Source organism: Isoptericola hypogeus (genome assembly GCF_039531145.1).
Taxonomy (GTDB): domain Bacteria; phylum Actinomycetota; class Actinomycetes; order Actinomycetales; family Cellulomonadaceae; genus Isoptericola; species Isoptericola hypogeus.
Genome location: NZ_BAAAPM010000009.1, coordinates 184,146 through 198,691, shown reverse-complemented (window position 1 = coordinate 198,691; position 14,546 = coordinate 184,146). Strand labels below are relative to the sequence as shown.

At 74.5% G+C, this 14,546-nt stretch carries 16 protein-coding genes and 2 tRNA genes; 11 read left to right on the top strand and 7 right to left on the bottom strand.

Annotation, left to right across the window (positions count from 1 at the left end):
• Positions 1-45: 45 nt before the first annotated feature.
• A complete protein-coding gene (locus ABD254_RS18900) occupies positions 46-720 on the bottom strand; it encodes a tetratricopeptide repeat protein (RefSeq protein WP_344250316.1) in 675 nt (224 codons plus the stop codon).
• Positions 721-808: 88 nt separating this feature from the next.
• On the opposite strand from ABD254_RS18900, the gene ABD254_RS18895 reads away from it, so the two are divergent.
• From ABD254_RS18895 to ABD254_RS18875, 5 genes are all read left to right on the top strand, one after another.
• Positions 809-2,038: a PucR family transcriptional regulator gene (locus ABD254_RS18895; protein WP_344250314.1), complete on the top strand. Its 1,230-nt coding sequence runs from the start codon at positions 809-811 to the stop codon at positions 2,036-2,038.
• 88 nt (positions 2,039-2,126) lie between these two features.
• Positions 2,127-3,113, top strand: coding sequence for an ACP S-malonyltransferase (locus tag ABD254_RS18890; protein ID WP_344250312.1), 987 nt, complete (start codon positions 2,127-2,129; stop codon positions 3,111-3,113).
• Positions 3,110-4,120 (top strand): beta-ketoacyl-ACP synthase III, encoded by a 1,011-nt coding sequence (locus ABD254_RS18885; protein ID WP_344250310.1) that lies wholly within the window; start codon positions 3,110-3,112, stop codon positions 4,118-4,120. Before ABD254_RS18890 ends, ABD254_RS18885 begins: the two co-directional genes overlap by 4 nt.
• A 128-nt stretch (positions 4,121-4,248) precedes the next feature.
• Complete coding sequence (locus ABD254_RS18880) at positions 4,249-4,500, top strand: acyl carrier protein (protein ID WP_344250309.1); 252 nt, start codon at positions 4,249-4,251, stop codon at positions 4,498-4,500.
• A gap of 99 nt (positions 4,501-4,599) precedes the next feature.
• A complete protein-coding gene (locus tag ABD254_RS18875) occupies positions 4,600-5,853 on the top strand; it encodes a beta-ketoacyl-[acyl-carrier-protein] synthase family protein (RefSeq protein ID WP_344250308.1) in 1,254 nt (417 codons plus the stop codon).
• A gap of 97 nt (positions 5,854-5,950) precedes the next feature.
• Here ABD254_RS18875 and ABD254_RS18870 read toward each other — a convergent pair whose 3' ends face one another.
• On the bottom strand, positions 5,951-6,451 hold the full coding sequence (locus tag ABD254_RS18870; RefSeq protein WP_344250306.1) for a DUF3145 domain-containing protein: 501 nt from the start codon (positions 6,449-6,451) through the stop codon (positions 5,951-5,953).
• A gap of 159 nt (positions 6,452-6,610) precedes the next feature.
• The gene (def, locus tag ABD254_RS18865) at positions 6,611-7,096 is read right to left on the bottom strand and encodes a peptide deformylase (RefSeq protein WP_344250304.1); all 486 of its coding nucleotides are present in this window, start codon (positions 7,094-7,096) and stop codon (positions 6,611-6,613) included.
• Positions 7,097-7,165: 69 nt separating this feature from the next.
• On the opposite strand from def, the gene ABD254_RS18860 reads away from it, so the two are divergent.
• Positions 7,166-8,356 (top strand): acyltransferase family protein, encoded by a 1,191-nt coding sequence (locus ABD254_RS18860; protein WP_344250303.1) that lies wholly within the window; start codon positions 7,166-7,168, stop codon positions 8,354-8,356.
• On the opposite strand, the gene ABD254_RS18855 is transcribed toward ABD254_RS18860, so the two are convergent.
• Positions 8,320-8,697, bottom strand: a complete 378-nt coding sequence (locus ABD254_RS18855; RefSeq protein WP_344250302.1) for a DUF488 domain-containing protein — start codon at positions 8,695-8,697, stop codon at positions 8,320-8,322. The two genes, ABD254_RS18860 and ABD254_RS18855, sit on opposite strands and share 37 nt — an antisense overlap.
• Positions 8,698-8,770: 73 nt before the next feature.
• On the opposite strand from ABD254_RS18855, the gene ABD254_RS18850 reads away from it, so the two are divergent.
• From ABD254_RS18850 to ABD254_RS18835, 4 genes are all read left to right on the top strand, one after another.
• Positions 8,771-8,844, top strand: a tRNA-Ile gene (locus ABD254_RS18850).
• A 68-nt stretch (positions 8,845-8,912) separates the two neighbouring features.
• A complete protein-coding gene (locus tag ABD254_RS18845; RefSeq protein WP_344250301.1) occupies positions 8,913-9,437 on the top strand; it encodes a hypothetical protein in 525 nt (174 codons plus the stop codon).
• Positions 9,438-9,488: 51 nt separating this feature from the next.
• Positions 9,489-9,564: transfer RNA gene (locus ABD254_RS18840), tRNA-Asn, on the top strand.
• Positions 9,565-9,712: 148 nt separating this feature from the next.
• A complete protein-coding gene (locus ABD254_RS18835; protein WP_344250300.1) occupies positions 9,713-9,994 on the top strand; it encodes a hypothetical protein in 282 nt (93 codons plus the stop codon).
• Here ABD254_RS18835 and ABD254_RS18830 read toward each other — a convergent pair.
• From ABD254_RS18830 to ABD254_RS18820, 3 genes are all read right to left on the bottom strand, one after another.
• A complete protein-coding gene (locus ABD254_RS18830; RefSeq protein ID WP_344250298.1) occupies positions 9,955-10,965 on the bottom strand; it encodes a ribokinase in 1,011 nt (336 codons plus the stop codon). The genes ABD254_RS18835 and ABD254_RS18830 overlap by 40 nt on opposite strands.
• Before the next feature lie 71 nt (positions 10,966-11,036).
• On the bottom strand, positions 11,037-12,014 hold the full coding sequence (locus ABD254_RS18825) for a nucleoside hydrolase (RefSeq protein ID WP_344250297.1): 978 nt from the start codon (positions 12,012-12,014) through the stop codon (positions 11,037-11,039).
• Between the two features lie 53 nt (positions 12,015-12,067).
• Positions 12,068-13,582, bottom strand: coding sequence for an MFS transporter (locus tag ABD254_RS18820; RefSeq protein ID WP_344250296.1), 1,515 nt, complete (start codon positions 13,580-13,582; stop codon positions 12,068-12,070).
• A 98-nt stretch (positions 13,583-13,680) separates the two neighbouring features.
• Here ABD254_RS18820 and ABD254_RS18815 point away from each other — a divergent pair, with 98 nt between their 5' ends.
• Complete coding sequence (locus tag ABD254_RS18815) at positions 13,681-14,469, top strand: GntR family transcriptional regulator (protein ID WP_344250295.1); 789 nt, start codon at positions 13,681-13,683, stop codon at positions 14,467-14,469.
• The last annotated feature ends 77 nt before the right edge of the window (positions 14,470-14,546 follow it).

Below are 14,546 nucleotides of genomic sequence, written 5' to 3'. Positions count from 1 at the left end.
GTCCGACGGTTTCGACAGGCTCAACCGGCGAGCGGGGCCTTCTGGCTATGTGGGCGTGGCCTGCTCGGCGGCGGCGACGGTCGCGGCCAGCTCGGCGCGCATGGCCTCCGTGCCGGGGTGCAGCTCGAGCGACGCCAGGTGCTGGCGCGCCTCGTGCACCCGCCCCGCGTCGAGCGCCGCGAGCACGAGCTGCCGCCCGACCTCGGGGGTGTGCTCCCGCGCACGCCAGTGCCCGATGCCCAGCCCCAGCGCCTCGGTCGGCATGCCGGCGTCGCGCAGGATCTGCAGCCCGTCGGCGAGCGCCACGCCGTCGGGGTCCCGCTCCGCCGCGGTGGCCAGCCGCCGCACCGCGCCCTCGGGGTCGTCGGAGAGCGACAGGCGGCCGAGCTCGAGCAGCGGCCGCCACCCGCGCGGGTGGCCGGCGAGCTCCTCGGCCAGCGACCAGACCGCCAGGTCGGCGGCACGCTGCTTGGCGACGTCGTCGACGGGCGCGGTCAGCGGGTCGTCGGCGTGCGGCGACTCGGCCGCGCGCCGCCGCACGATCTCCGCCAGCGCGTGGAAGGCGCGCTCGTCGTTCGGGTCGTCGGAGAGCATCGCGCGCAGCGCGTCCTCGTGCACGGTGTCCCCCTGGCGCCGAGCCGTCGAGGGCCGCCGCGCGCCGACCGTCGACGCCGAGAACGGTCGGCGCAACAGCTGGCGGAGTCGCGGCATGAGTGCCATGACCTCGACCCTATCCAACGACCTCGTCGCCGGTGTCGGCGCGACGCCCTTTGTGCACTCTCGACAACCCGGGCCGTATCCTCGGGGCATGGCAACCTCATCCAGCCCGGCCGCGGCGCGCTCCCGGGGCACGTCCTCGGGCGCACGAGGGGCCGAGCCGGTCTCGCGCGGGGAGAACGTGCAGCGCGTCCGGGAGGGCCTGGGGATGCTCACCGCCGCCGCGATGCGGCGCCTCGACGAGGAGGTGCCCTGGTACCGCCAGCTGCCGGCCGAGGACCGCTCGTACGTGGCCCTCGTCGCGCAGTCCGGCATCAACGCGTTCGTGAGCTGGTTCGCCGAGCCGACGACCACGCCGCACGGCGTGGGCGAGATGTTCGCCGCCGCCCCGCCGGAGCTGACACGCTCCATCTCGCTGCAGCACACGCTCCAGCTCGTGCGCCTCATGGTCGACGTGGTCGAGGAGCACTCCGACGAGATCGCCGCGCCGGGCTATGAGCGCGAGCTGCGCGAGGCGGTGCTGCGCTACTCCCGGGAGATCGCGTTCTCGGCCGCCGAGATCTACGCGCGGGCCGCCGAGGTCCGCGGCGCGTGGGACGCGCGCCTGGAGGCCCTGGTCGTCGACGCCCTGGTCCGCGGCGACGGCGACGACTCGCTGCGCTCGCGCGTGTCTGCGCTCGGCTGGAGCGGTCGCGGGCAGGCCCTCGTCGTGGTGGGCGAGGCCGCCTCCCGGCTCGACGACGTCCGGACGGCGGACCTGCGGCGTCAGGCCCGGCGCGCGGCGGGGGACGCGCTCGTCGGCATCCACGGCGACCGGCTCGTGCTCGTGCTCGGCGGCGAGGGTGACCTCGTGTCCGCGGCGACGTCGCTGCTCGACCGCTTCGGCCCCGGACCCGTGGTGATCGGCGCGATCGTGCCGGACGTCTCGGCCGCGGCCACCTCCGCCCGGGCCGCGCTGGCCGGCCTCGCGGCGGCGCCCGCCTGGCCGCACGCGCCGCGGCCGGTGCTCGCCGACGACCTGCTCCCCGAGCGCGTGCTCACCGGCGACGTCACGGCGCGGCGAACCCTCGTCGCGCAGGCGTACCGCCCGCTGCAGGAGGCGTCCGGGTCGGTGCTCGAGACGCTGTCGGCCTACCTGGGCACCGGACGGTCGCTCGAGGCGGCGGCGCGCCGCCTCTACGTGCACCCCAACACCGTGCGCTACCGGCTGCGCAAGGTCTCCGAGATCACCGGCTGGGACCCCCTCGACGCGCGCGAGTCGTTCGTCCTGCAGGTCGCGCTCGCCCTCGGTCAGCTCGACGGCGGAGACCCGGCGCCCTGAGCGATTAGAGGATTCCCACAATCGACCCACGGCAGGTTGGTGCGGGTCACGACGCGCCGCCCACCCGCCGGGATGACACCGTGGGTCCGTGCTCGCCGTCGTCTGCCCTGGACAGGGCTCTCAGACCCCCGGAATGCTCGCCCCTTGGCTCGAGCTGTCCGGCATCCCCGACCTGCTCGACGCGTTCTCCGCCGCCGCCGGTACCGACCTGGTGCAGCACGGGACGACGTCGGACGCGGAGACGATCCGTGACACCGCGGTCGCCCAGCCGCTCATCGTCTCGACGTCGCTGCTCGCGCTGCGCGCGATCCTCGACGGCCGCGAGGTGTCGGACGTCGTGGACGTCACCGCGGGGCACTCCGTCGGCGAGCTCAGCGCGGCCGCCGTGGCCGGGGCGCTCGACGACGCCGGCGCCGTCGGCCTGGTCTCGCACCGCGCGCGGGCCATGGCGGAGGCGGCCGCGGCCGCGGCGTCGGGCATGAGCGCCGTCGTCGGGGGCGACCCCGAGGAGGTCCTCGCCTCGATCGAGGCCGCCGGGCTGTACCCCGCCAACGTCAACGGCGGCGGCCAGGTCGTCGCCGCCGGCGGGCTGGAGGAGCTGAAGGCCCTGGCCGAGCAGCCGCCGGCGCGGGCCCGCGTCATCCCGCTGCAGGTGGCCGGCGCGTTCCACACCCCGTACATGGAGCCGGCCCGCGCCGCCTTCGCCCAGGTCGCCCAGGGCTGGCTCGCCACCGACCCCCGCCTGCCGCTGCTGTCGAACGCGGACGGCGCGTCCTACGACTCGCTGGCCCCCGGCTCGCACGGCCACGGCTCCGCCGCCGACGTGCTGACCCGCCTCGCGGCGCAGGTGACGGCCCCCGTGCGCTGGGACCTGTGCCAGGCGACCCTCGCGGAGCGCGGCGTCACCGCCGTCCTCGAGCTCGCGCCGGGCGGCGTCCTGACCGGGCTGGCCAAGCGCGCGCTCAAGGGCGTCGAGTCGGTCGCCGTGAAGTCGCCCGACGACATCGAGGCCGCGCGGGACCTGATCGCCCGCCACTCGGACGCCGCGCGGGGCGCCGGCGAGGCGTCCGCGTGAGCGCACGCAAGGCGCTGCGGCAGGCCGAGCCGGTCCGCCACTCCCGCATCGTCGCGATCGCGGGCGAGCGCGGCGCGAACGTGGTGACGAACGACGACATCGCCGGCCCGATCGACTCCTCGGACGAATGGATCCGCCAGCGCACCGGCATCGTCACGCGCCGGCGCGCGGACGCCGGCACGGACGTGCTCGACCTCGCGGAGGCGGCGGCCCGCAAGGCTCTCGACGCGGCCGGCCTCGCCGGCGCGGACGTCGATGCGGTGATCCTGTCGACCGTCACGTACTTCCACCAGACCCCCGCCGGCGCGGCCGTGCTCGCCGACCGGATCGGCGCCACGCCGGCCGCGGCCTACGACATCTCGGCCGCCTGCGCCGGCTACGCCTACGGGATCGGCCAGGCCGACGCCCTCGTGCGGGCCGGAGCCGCGCGGCACGTGCTCGTCGTCGGGGCCGAGAAGATGTCGGACTTCGTCGACCCGACCGACCGCTCCATCTCGTTCCTGCTGGGCGACGGCGCGGGCGCCGCGATCGTGGGCCCGTCCGACGAGCCCGGCATCGGCCCCACCGTCTGGGGCTCCGACGGCGCCAAGGCGCCCGCCATCCGCCAGACGCACGCCTGGTCGGACCTGCGCGACGACCCGTCCGCCGGCTGGCCGACCCTGCGCCAGGACGGCCAGTCGGTGTTCAAGTGGGCCGCGTTCCAGATGGCCCCCGTCGCGGCGAAGGCCATGGCCGAGGCGGGCGTGGAGCCCGGCGACATCCAGGTCTTCGTGCCCCACCAGGCCAACATGCGGATCATCGACCAGATGGTCAAGCAGCTCGGCCTGCCCGAGTCCGTCGTCGTCGCCCGGGACATCGCGGACACCGGCAACACCTCCGCCGCGTCGATCCCGCTGGCCACGGAACGGCTCCTCGCCGAGGGCCGGGCGTCGTCCGGCGACCTGGCGCTGCAGATCGGCTTCGGCGCCGGGCTCGTCTACGCGGCGCAGGTCGTCGTGCTGCCCTGATCCACCGCCCCGGACCGGGCCCCCCCGGGCCGGTCGTGGCGGGCGACCCTCGCGGTGCGGGAGAATCGCACCGCAACACCCCATCGGTGCCGGCCGGCCGGTACCCCGTTCAAGGAGAAACGCACCCCATGGCTTACACCTCCCAGGAGATCCTCGAGGGCCTCGCCGAGATCGTCGCCGAGGAGACCGGTCTGCCGACGGACGCCGTCGTCACCGAGAAGTCCTTCACCGACGACCTCGACATCGACTCGCTGTCGATGATGACGATCGTGACCCACGCCGAGGACAAGTTCGGCGTGCGCATCCCGGACGACGAGGTCAAGAACCTCACGACGGTCGGCGACGCCGTCACCTACATCGAGGGTGCGCAGGCTGCCTGACCTCGCGGGGCAGCGTGCTGCCCGCCGCGCGGGCGGGTCGGCGACCCCGGCCCGTCCGCGCACCCCGTCCCACCATTCGACCCACAGGAGTCACCCATCATGAGTGCCGCACCCGCCTCGCGCGACGTCGTCGTCACCGGACTCGGCGCCACCACGCCGCTGGGCGGCGACGCCCCCAGCACGTGGGCGGCGGCCCTGGCGGGCGAGTCGGGGGCCCGGACCCTCGACAACGACTGGGCCGAGAAGTACGGGATCCCGGTCACGTTCGCCGCGACCATCAAGGTCACGCCCGACCAGGTCCTGTCGCGGCCCGAGACCAAGCGCATGGACCCGTCCACGCAGTACGCGATGGTCGCCGCCCGGGAGGCCTGGCAGGACGCCGGCGCCCCCGAGGTCGACGGCGAGCGCCTCGGCGCCGTGGTCTCCTCCGGCATCGGCGGCATTTGGACGACGCTGGACGGCTGGGACACGCTCAAGGAGCGCGGCGCGCGCCGCATGCTCCCGATGACGGTGCCGATGCTCATGCCGAACTCCCCGGCGGCGTACGTGTCGCTGGAGCTCGGCGCGAAGGCCGGGGCGCACGCCCTCGTCTCCGCGTGCGCGTCGGGCGCCGAGGCGATCGGCTACGGCCTCGACATGATCCGCGCCGGCCGCGCCGACGTCGTCGTGTGCGGCGGCACGGAGGCGACGATCCACCCGATGCCGATCGCGGCGTTCGCGGCCTCGCGCACGCTGTCGCTGCGCAACGACGACCCGCAGCGCGCGTCGCGTCCGTACGACGTCGACCGCGACGGCTTCGTCATCGGGGAGGGCGCCGCGATCGTGGTGCTCGAGAGCGCGGAGCACGCCGCGGCCCGCGGCGCCCGGGTCTACGCGAAGATCGCCGGTCTCGGCCTGTCCGCCGATGCCTACCACATCACCTCCCCCGACCCCGAGGGCACCGGGCAGGTCTCGGCCATGCGCCGGGCGCTGCAGGACGCCGGCGTGACGTCGCGGGACGTCGTGCACGTCAACGCGCACGCCACCTCGACGAAGGTCGGCGACCTCACGGAGACCGCGTCGATCCGCACCCTCATGGGCGGCGAGGCCGACCACGTGCGGCTGTCGGCGACCAAGTCGATGACGGGTCACCTGCTGGGCGGCGCCGGCGCGCTGGAGACGCTGTTCACGGTCAAGGCCGTCGCGGAGCGCCTCGCCCCGCCGACCATCAACGTCGACAACCCCGACCCGGACCTGCAGGTGCCGCTCGTGCGCGCCACGCCCGAGAAGCTGCCGGACGGCGACGTGGTCGCGATCAACAACTCCTTCGGCTTCGGCGGGCACAACGTGGCCCTGGTGGTCACGAACGCCTGACCCCCGGGCCCGGAGCCCGAGACGCCGGTTGAGCCTGTCGAGACCCTGTGTGCGGGGTATCGGCGGGCTCAACCGGCGTTCGGGCTCCTGCTCGGGCTCAGCCGACGCGGTGCAGCCAGCGCACCGGCGCGCCGGCGCCGGCGTAGCGGAAGGGCTCCAGCTCGTCGTCCCACGCCGTGCCCAGCGCCAGGTCGAGCGCGTCGCGCACGGCACGGGGGTCGTGGGCCGACTCCAGCGCCGTCCGCACCCGGTCCTCGGGCACCACGACGTTGCCGTGCACGTCGGTCATGGCGTGGAAGATGCCGAGGTCGGGCGTGTGCGACCAGCGGGCGCCGTCGGCGCCGTGGCTCGCCTCCTCGGTGACCTCGTAGCGCAGGTGATCCCAGCCGCGCAGGGCAGAGGCGAGCTGGGCACCCGTGCCCTGGGCGCCCTGCCACGAGTACTCGGCACGGAACAGTCCGCGCGCCGCCGGCTGGGGTGTCCAGTCCGGCGCCACGCGGCCGCCGAGCACGTTGCCCGCCGCCCACTCGAGGTGGGGGCACAGCGCACGGGGTGCCGAGTGCACGAACAGCACACCGCGGGTGATCGCACCAGCCATGTTGTCCTCCCTGGTTCCGAGGTCCGTCTTCCCCTACGTCCTCGAGCACCAGGCGTCACATGGTCTTTGGCGTTCCTGCGGCGTGTCGCGTTGTGTTCTCGTCATATCCTGCCCGACCCGCTCGGCGGGCGCGAGAGGAAACGCGCGAGTTGAGCCAGATCAGAGCCTCTCGCGCAGCTCGCGCATCGCCTTCTTGCGCGCCGAGCGCTCCAGGCGGTCGAGGTAGAGCTTCCCGTCGAGGTGGTCGCACTCGTGCTGCAGGCAGCGCGCCATGAGCTCCGTGCCCTCGACGACGACCTCGTTGCCGTCGAGGTCCGTGCCCTCCACCCGCGCGTACCAGGCGCGCGTGGTCGGGTACCACAGGCCGGGGACGGACAGGCAGCCCTCGTCGCCGTCCTGCGTCTCCTCCGAGAGGTCCACGATGCGCGGGTTGAGCACGTACCCGATCTCGTCGTCGACGTTCCACGAGAACGCCCGCAGGTTCACGCCGATCTGGTTCGCCGCCAGCCCTGCGCGACCGTCCGCGTCCACAGTGTCGACGAGGTCGTCGACCAGGGCGCGGACACGGTCGTCGACCGTGGTGATCTCGTCGCAAGGGGTGCGCAGCACGGGGTCGGGCAGCACCCGGATCTCTCGCATCGCCATGGGCGGCATTCTCCCACGTCGGTGACCGTGTCGACCGCCGCACATCACGGTTTGGTAACGTGCCCGGCGATGCCCTCCCGGACGACGCCACCTGCCCTGACGCCCGCCCAAGCCCTGGGTGGCGGCGCCCCGACGGCGGCTCGGCCCCGCCTCGCCGTCCTCGACGGCCTCCGGTTCCTCGCCGCCATGAGCGTGCTGGCCTACCACTACGTGGCGGTCAACCACGAGGCGTGGGGCGGGCGGACCGTGGAGGAGTTCCCCAACCTGCAGCCGGTGGCCGTGTTCGGCTCGTTCGGGGTCCAGCTCTTCTTCGTGGTCAGCGGCTTCGTCATCCTGCTGTCGGCGTGGGGCAAGGACGTGCGGTCCTTCGTCGCCTCCCGCGTCGGGCGGTTGTTTCCCGCGTACTGGCTGTCGATCGCCCTGGTGCTCGTCCTGCTGCTCGTGGTGGCGCCCGGCAGCAAGGACGTCGGACTGCCCGAGACCGCGGCCAACCTCACGATGGTGCAGCGGGCCTTCGGGGTGCAGGACCTCGAGCCGGTGTACTGGACGCTGTGGGCCGAGCTGCGGTTCTACCTCCTGATCGGCGTGCTGCTCGCGGTGGGGATGACGCGCAACCGGCTGGTCGCCTTCGCCGCCGTGTGGCCGGTGGCGGCCGCCGTCGCCGTCCGGTCGGGCAACGAGCTGTGGTCGACCCTGCTCGTCGGGTCTGACGCCCCGCTGTTCGCCGGCGGCATGGTGCTGTACCTCCTGGTGCGCGAGCGGCGCTCGCCGACGCTGTGGCTCGTGCTCGGGCTGAACGTCGCGCTCGCCGGCGTCGTGTCCGGCCACAGCCAGTCCCTGCGCATCGAGAACAGCACGACGCTCGTCGTCGGGCCGGTGACCTACTGGGCCGCGATCGCCGTGTGCTTTGCGCTCGTCGCCGTCGTGGTGCTCACGCCCGTCGGCCGGCCGTCGTGGCGCTGGCTCACGGTCGCCGGCGCGCTCACCTACCCCCTGTACCTGCTGCACTCGTCGTGGGGGCAGTGGCTCATCGGGCAGACCCACCCCCACCTGCCCCCCGCGGCCACGTTCGCCGTCGTCACGGCCGTCATGCTCGCGGCCGCCTATCTCGCGCACCGGTTCGTCGAGCGGCCGCTCGGCCCGCGCCTGCGCCGCGCCGTCGCGCGCGACCTGGAACGCACCACCCGTGCGGTCGGACGGTCGCCGCAGGGCGTCCGGCCCGCTCAGGCGCCCGAACCGGACGCCGTGTCGTCCAGGTAGCCCCGCAGTACGTCGCGCAGCACGAGGGCGTGGTTGTGCTCGGTGTCACGGGCCGCGTACAACAGCGTCAGCCGGGAACCGTCGACCCCCAGGGCGGCCACCTCCGAGACGGCAGGGTTGCCCTCGAGCTCCGCGACGTAGCGGCGCGCGAACTCCTCGAAGCGGCCGGGCTCGTGACCGAACCACCTGCGCAGGTCGGACGACGGCGCGACGTCCTTGCGCCACTGGTCGACCTGCGCGTCCTGCTTCGTCAGACCTCGCGGCCACAGCCGGTCCACCAGCACGCGTGTGCCGTCGTCGGGGCCGGGCTCCTCGTAGACGCGCTTGACGTCGACCGACATCAGTCCATGACACCGCGCGCGCCGCGGGCGCGCACCCGCTGCGCGCGGGCGGCGGCCGGTATGCTCGCCGCGCGCCCCGTTAGCTCAGCTGGTCAGAGCAGGAGACTCATAATCTCTCGGTCGCGGGTTCAAGTCCTGCACGGGGCACCGTCACCGTTCCGCTCCCCCGGTCCGGGGTCTGCTGGCGCTCCGCCCTGCACCGATACGGTGTGGCCATGTGGTTCCGCCGCTCCCCGCTGCCCGATGACGTCCGCCAGGCCCTGCCGCTCGCACGCGGCGAGCGGGTGCTCGCGTCGGCGGAGCTCGGCGACGGCTCGTGGGCGGTCGCGACGACGTCCGACCTCGCCGTCGTCCCCACCGGGCAGGGAGCGGGCGCCGACGTCCGGCTGCGCCGCCCGTGGGCGGACGTCGACCGGGCCGCGTTCGACCCCGAGCGCGCGGAGCTGACCGTCGAGTGGGTGGACGCGGCCGCCGACACGAGCCTGCACCTGGTCGACGCGGAGCGGACGGTGTTCCCGCAGACGCTGCGCGAGCGGGTGCAGTGGTCCGTCGTGATCTCCGAGACCGTCGCCGTCCCCGGCGGGGGCGAGGTGCGGGTCGCGGTGCGTCGCACCGGCGCCGGCGCGACGTTCTCCCAGGCCGTCGCCGGGCCCGGCGTCGACCTCGCCCGCCCGGACGTCGCCCGGGTGGTGGACGCCGCCGAGTCCAGGGTGCGGGGGGCGTCCGGACTACCCCTGTGAGCCTGGTATTGTTCTTCCCGGTCCAAGGCCCAGCGCCTGGTGACCGCGCGATCCCGCGTAGCTCAGCTGGCAGAGCATCCGACTGTTAATCGGACGGTCGTTGGTTCAAGTCCAACCGCGGGAGCCACAGAGCGAAGGCCCCTGACCTGCGAGTGCGCAGGGCGGGGGCCTTCGGCGTGCCACGACGCGCCGTCGGCGCGCACCTCACCCGCCCAAGGCGCGTCACGATCGTTGCCCGGAGCCGTCCCTCTCTGTGACGGAAGGAATCCGTGGCGATGAGGCCTCTCCTGCTCGGCATCGCGCTCACCCTGTACGCGATCGCGGCGTTCTACCTGCTCACGATCGTCGCGTCGTGGCGGGGCCAGATCGACCCGGCCGACGGCGTCGCCGGGGGCGTCCTCGCCGCGGTCTTCAGCGGGGCCGCCTTCGCCGTGCAGAGGACGTCGCGCCACTTCCGCGAGCCCAGGCACCGGACGACCGGAGCGGGCGCGGCGGCGCACCGTCCGGCCGAGCCCGCTCACGGCAGGTCGTCGACCTCCCACGGGTACGACGGCTGAGCCCCGGACCCACGCACCGCGAACGCACCGACGCGCGCCGCGAACCGCGCCGCGTCCACAAGGCCGGCGCCACCGGCGAGCGCGCACGCGAGCGCCCCGACGAACGCGTCCCCCGCCCCCGTCGTGTCCACGGCCTCGACGCGCGGTGACGGCACGTGAACGACGTCGTCCCCCAGGCCCACCAGCGCGCCCCGCGCGCCGAGCGTGAGCACCACGGACGGCACACCCAGGGCACGCAGCCGGACGACGATCTCAGCCTCGGGCGCGCCGGCGGCTCCGGCACGAGCGCCGCTCTCGCCGTCGACTTCGCCGTCGACATCGCCGTCGACATCGCGGTCGAGCAGTCCCCAGGCCGCGAGCGCCTCGTGCTCGTTGACGACGAGCGGGTCGGCGCGACGCAGCACGGTGAGGTCGACGGGGATCACGGGCGCGAGGTTGACCACGAGCCGGCCGGCGGCCAGCCGGGCGGCCTCCTCGATCCCGTCGCGCGGGATCTCACCCTGCACGACGACGACCGCCGCCCCGCCGACGAGCCCGGCGTGCCGGCGCACGAGCGCCGCGTCCACCGTCGCGTTCGCGCCGGGGATGACGACGATCGAGTTCTCGCCGTCGGCGGCGACGGTGACCACGGCGATACCGGTGCTGCCCCCCGCGCTCGAGAGCGCCTCCAGGCCGACGCCGGCGTCCCGCAGCCCGGAGGTCGCGGCGTCGGCGAACTCGTCGTCCCCGACGGCCCCGACGAACGCCACCGCGGCCCCGAGGCGCGCGGCGGCCACCGCCTGGTTGGCGCCCTTGCCGCCTGGCAGGACGGCGAGGTCGCGGCCCAGCACGGTCTCCCCCGGCGCGGGGTGCACGTCGGCGCGGGCGAGCAGGTCGGCGTTGGCCGAGCCCACGACGACGATCGTCGCGGGCCGCGCCTGACCCGCCTCTGACGTGCCGGCGGGGTCGCCGGGGACGGACGGGATGGGCATGGTGCCTCCGGGTTCGGGTCGGTCTCGGGTGGTCGGCTGCCGGCGGGCACCGCCCGCCGCCGGGCGGGGGCTCAGAGCCGCAGCAGCCTCTCGACCAGGTGCGGCGCCAGCGGCCGGTCGGTCGCCAGCACGACCCGGCAGCGGGCGCCGGCCTGGTCGGGGTGCCCGGCGTACAGGCCGCGCAGGTCGCACAGGGTCTGCCCGCGGCCCGGCCCCTGGGAGACGTCGACCTCGACGTGCACCCGCGGCGCGACGGTCGGCGTCACGCCGCCGACGGCGATCGCCGCGGCGAGCGGGTCGTGCAGGGCCGAGCAGCGGCGGCCGAACGTGGTCACGTAGAACGCGAAGTACAGGTCGAGCAGCTCGCCGAGCCAGGGCGCCAGCGCGGTGCCCGACTCGAGCAGCGTCTTGCGGTCGGACTCCTCGAGCACGTTCACCATCGTCACGTCGAGCGGCACGAGCGTCACGTCCCAGTCGGCGCCGAGCACGGCGGCCGCGGCCTCGGGGTCGCCCGCGATGTTGGCCTCGGCCACGGGCGACACGTTGCCGGGGTGCAGCCCGGCGCCGCCCATGATCGTCACGTCCCGGACGCGGGACGGCAGCGTCGGGTCGGCGCGCAGCGCGAGCGCCAGGTTCGTGAGCGGGCCCACGGCGACCACCCGCAGCTCGCCCGCGTGCTCGTGCGACAGCCGCAGCAGCAGCTCAGGGGCCGTCTCCGGCGCGGGAGTGCGGCCCGACGGCGGTAGCACGACGTCGCCCACGCCGTTGCGCCCGTGGACGTGCGGCGCGCCCCCGTGGAACGGGCCCACGAGCGGTGCCGCAGCGCCGACGGCGACGGGGACGTCGTCCCGGCCCGCGAGCGCGAGGAGGTCGAGGGTGTTCACCGCGCCTTGCGCGGCGTCGATGTTCCCGCTCACCGAGCCGATGCCGACGAGGTCGACCTCGGGCGAGGCGAGCAGGTAGCCCAGCGCGAGGGAGTCGTCGATACCGGTGTCGCAGTCGAGGTACAGCGGCCGGGGTGCGGGAGCGGTGGGGGTGGAGAGCGTCACGGTGGTCCTTCGCAGTTCGTGGGGTGCGGGTTCAGTGTGGTGCATGGGCGTGCTCACGCCCGGCCTCCGGCCTCGCCGCCGGTCGCCGCGGCCGGCCGGGCGACGAGCAGCAGGCTGACCAGCAGCGCGAGGCCGGTGATCGCCACGGAGATCCACAGCGCGGTGGTGTAGCCGCCCAGGGTCCCCTGGGCGACGAAGGGCGCGACCATGCCGATGCCGAGGCCTGCTCCGATGCCGAACGCCGAGCTGTTCAGTCCCGGCAGCGCGCCCGGGGCGTCGGACGGGGACTGGAGCACGCCGAGGCCGTTGGCCGTCGTCAGGAAGAGCCCGTTGTACGTCACGCCGAGGCAGGCGATCATCGCGAGCACCACCCACGGGTCGGTCGGGACGAGGGCCACGACGACGAGCAGCGCGAGGCACAGCGCGAGTCCCCACCGCAGGACGACGACCCAACCGCGCCGCCCGGCGAGCCACCCGGACAGCGGCGCGGCGAACAGCCCGATGAGGGCGGGCGGGGCGAGGAAGGCGAGGGCCGACACCGACGCCGACATCCCGAACCCGACGGTCTCGTCCTGGCTGAGCATGACGACGGTGAAGTTGATGACGGCGAAGACGCCCGACAGCGTGAGGAGCGTCGTGAGGACCAGCGGCCACACCTCCCGCGAGCGCAGGTGCTGCAACGGGAACAGCGGCGAGGCACGACGGCGCTCGACGGCCCAGAAGCATGCCGCGCCGGCGACGGCCCCGGCGACGAGCCCGAGCGTGCCCGGGGCGGCCCACCCCCGGCTCGGCCCGGCGTCGACCGCGAGGGTGAGGCACACCAGCGTGATCGACAGCGCCGCGGCGCCCCACCAGTCCATCGAGCCGGCGTCGGCCGGCCGCAGGGTCCGGGGCACGACCCGCACCACGCACACGAGTGCGACAGCGCCGACGAGGAGGATCACCAAGAAGACCGACCGGTAGCCGAACCTGTCGGTGAGCAGCCCGCCGAGGTATCCGTCTACCCCGCCGACGCCGCCGTTGATCGCGGTCACGACCCCCAGCGCCGTGCCGAACGCCCGGGCGGCGAGGCGCTCGCTGAGGATGATGTACGAGAGCTGGAAGAGCGCGCTGGAGGTGCCCTGCATGACGCGACCGGCGAGCAGGAGGGGCAGGCTCGGCGCGAGGAGGCACACGAGCGTGCCCGTCAGCATGATCGCCAGCGTGAGCAGCATGACGCGACGGCGCCCGACGTAGTCGCTCCACCGGCTCAGGACCACGCCCGCCACGGCCCCGGCGAGGAAGAAGTAGGACGACACGGCGGCGACGTCGTCGGCGCCGACGCCGAGCGTGTCCGCCATCGCGGGCAGCGCGGGGGTGACCATGCTGGCGCCGAGCTGGAACGCGATGACGGCGACGAGCAGCGAGCCGACGAGGGCGGCGGCCTGCCGGCCGACCAGGCCGGTCGCGGGGCCGGTCGCGGCGTCGGACGCGGGCGAGGCAGCGGGCGTCGTCGCGCCGGCCTCGGCTCGTGAGGTGGTTGCTTCCACGGAGACTCCTTCGTCGGGGACCGCAGCCCTGCGGGCCATCAGTGCGACATCATACGACCTTGTATGACGTCCTAGCGCAACGTTCCGACGTGCTTGAATGAGCCGACCGAGCACACCGACCACCGCCGGAGGCCTGCGTGGACCAGCCCGTCGCCGAGCTCCTCAGCCGCCGCGTCGCCGCGCCGGCCGGCCAGCCGATGCGCGTCGCGGTCTACTCGCGGCTCGCGGACGGCATCCGCCGCGAGGTCTTCCCGCTCGGGTCCGTGCTGCCCAACGAGACGGAGCTCGGAACCGCCCTCGGCGTCTCTCGCACCGTGGTCCGCGAGGCGCTCATCCTCCTCGAGGAGGACGGCCTCGTACGGACCCGACGGGGCATCGGGCGGTTCGTCGCCACCTCGCTCCCCCGCGTCGGCCTCGAGCAGGTACGACCCTACGAGGAGGTGTTCGCTGACGCCCGCGGCGACGTCGAGGTGCGGCGGGTCGGCGTGCGCTCCCAGCCGACCACCGACTTCGTCACCGGGGCCCTCGGCCTCGACGCCGACGCCAACACCTGGTTCGCCGAGCACGTCCTGGTGCGCGACGGCGAGCCCGTCGCCCTCGTGCAGGAGCACCTGCCCGCCGGCCGCTACCTCTCCGACGTCAGCCACGACGTCGCCGACGCCCTCCCCCGTGCCGTCGACGGCCCGGGCACGCTGCTCGCCAACCTGGTCGCGATCCTCGGACCCGTGCTCAGCGCCGGCGAGTGCGAGTTCGTCGCGGGCGTGCCCGGTGACACTCGCGCCGGGCACCTCGACGTCGACCCGTCCGATCCCGTGCTGATCCTGACGCAGGTGGGCAAGCACGGCCACCAACCGCTGTACCTGGCGAAGGTCGTCGTGCCGCCGCGGGCCGGGCACCTGCGCGTGATGCAGTCCGTCACGGGCTGAACCTGCGCAGGGTCGGTCACGGGGACGGTGGGGCGCCCCGTCCGGGAATACCCGACGGTTGCTCGCGGCTTGTCCCT

Coding starts and splice junctions, on each gene's coding strand:
- ABD254_RS18900 (WP_344250316.1), bottom strand. CDS start 720: ATGGCACTCATGCCGCGACTCCGCCAGCTGTTGCGCCGACCGTTCTCG.
- ABD254_RS18895 (WP_344250314.1), top strand. CDS start 809: ATGGCAACCTCATCCAGCCCGGCCGCGGCGCGCTCCCGGGGCACGTCC.
- ABD254_RS18880 (WP_344250309.1), top strand. CDS start 4,249: ATGGCTTACACCTCCCAGGAGATCCTCGAGGGCCTCGCCGAGATCGTC.
- ABD254_RS18875 (WP_344250308.1), top strand. CDS start 4,600: ATGAGTGCCGCACCCGCCTCGCGCGACGTCGTCGTCACCGGACTCGGC.
- ABD254_RS18870 (WP_344250306.1), bottom strand. CDS start 6,451: ATGGCTGGTGCGATCACCCGCGGTGTGCTGTTCGTGCACTCGGCACCC.
- def (WP_344250304.1), bottom strand. CDS start 7,096: ATGGCGATGCGAGAGATCCGGGTGCTGCCCGACCCCGTGCTGCGCACC.
- ABD254_RS18860 (WP_344250303.1), top strand. CDS start 7,166: ATGCCCTCCCGGACGACGCCACCTGCCCTGACGCCCGCCCAAGCCCTG.
- ABD254_RS18855 (WP_344250302.1), bottom strand. CDS start 8,697: ATGTCGGTCGACGTCAAGCGCGTCTACGAGGAGCCCGGCCCCGACGAC.
- ABD254_RS18845 (WP_344250301.1), top strand. CDS start 8,913: ATGTGGTTCCGCCGCTCCCCGCTGCCCGATGACGTCCGCCAGGCCCTG.
- ABD254_RS18835 (WP_344250300.1), top strand. CDS start 9,713: ATGAGGCCTCTCCTGCTCGGCATCGCGCTCACCCTGTACGCGATCGCG.
- ABD254_RS18830 (WP_344250298.1), bottom strand. CDS start 10,965: ATGCCCATCCCGTCCGTCCCCGGCGACCCCGCCGGCACGTCAGAGGCG.
- ABD254_RS18820 (WP_344250296.1), bottom strand. CDS start 13,582: ATGGCCCGCAGGGCTGCGGTCCCCGACGAAGGAGTCTCCGTGGAAGCA.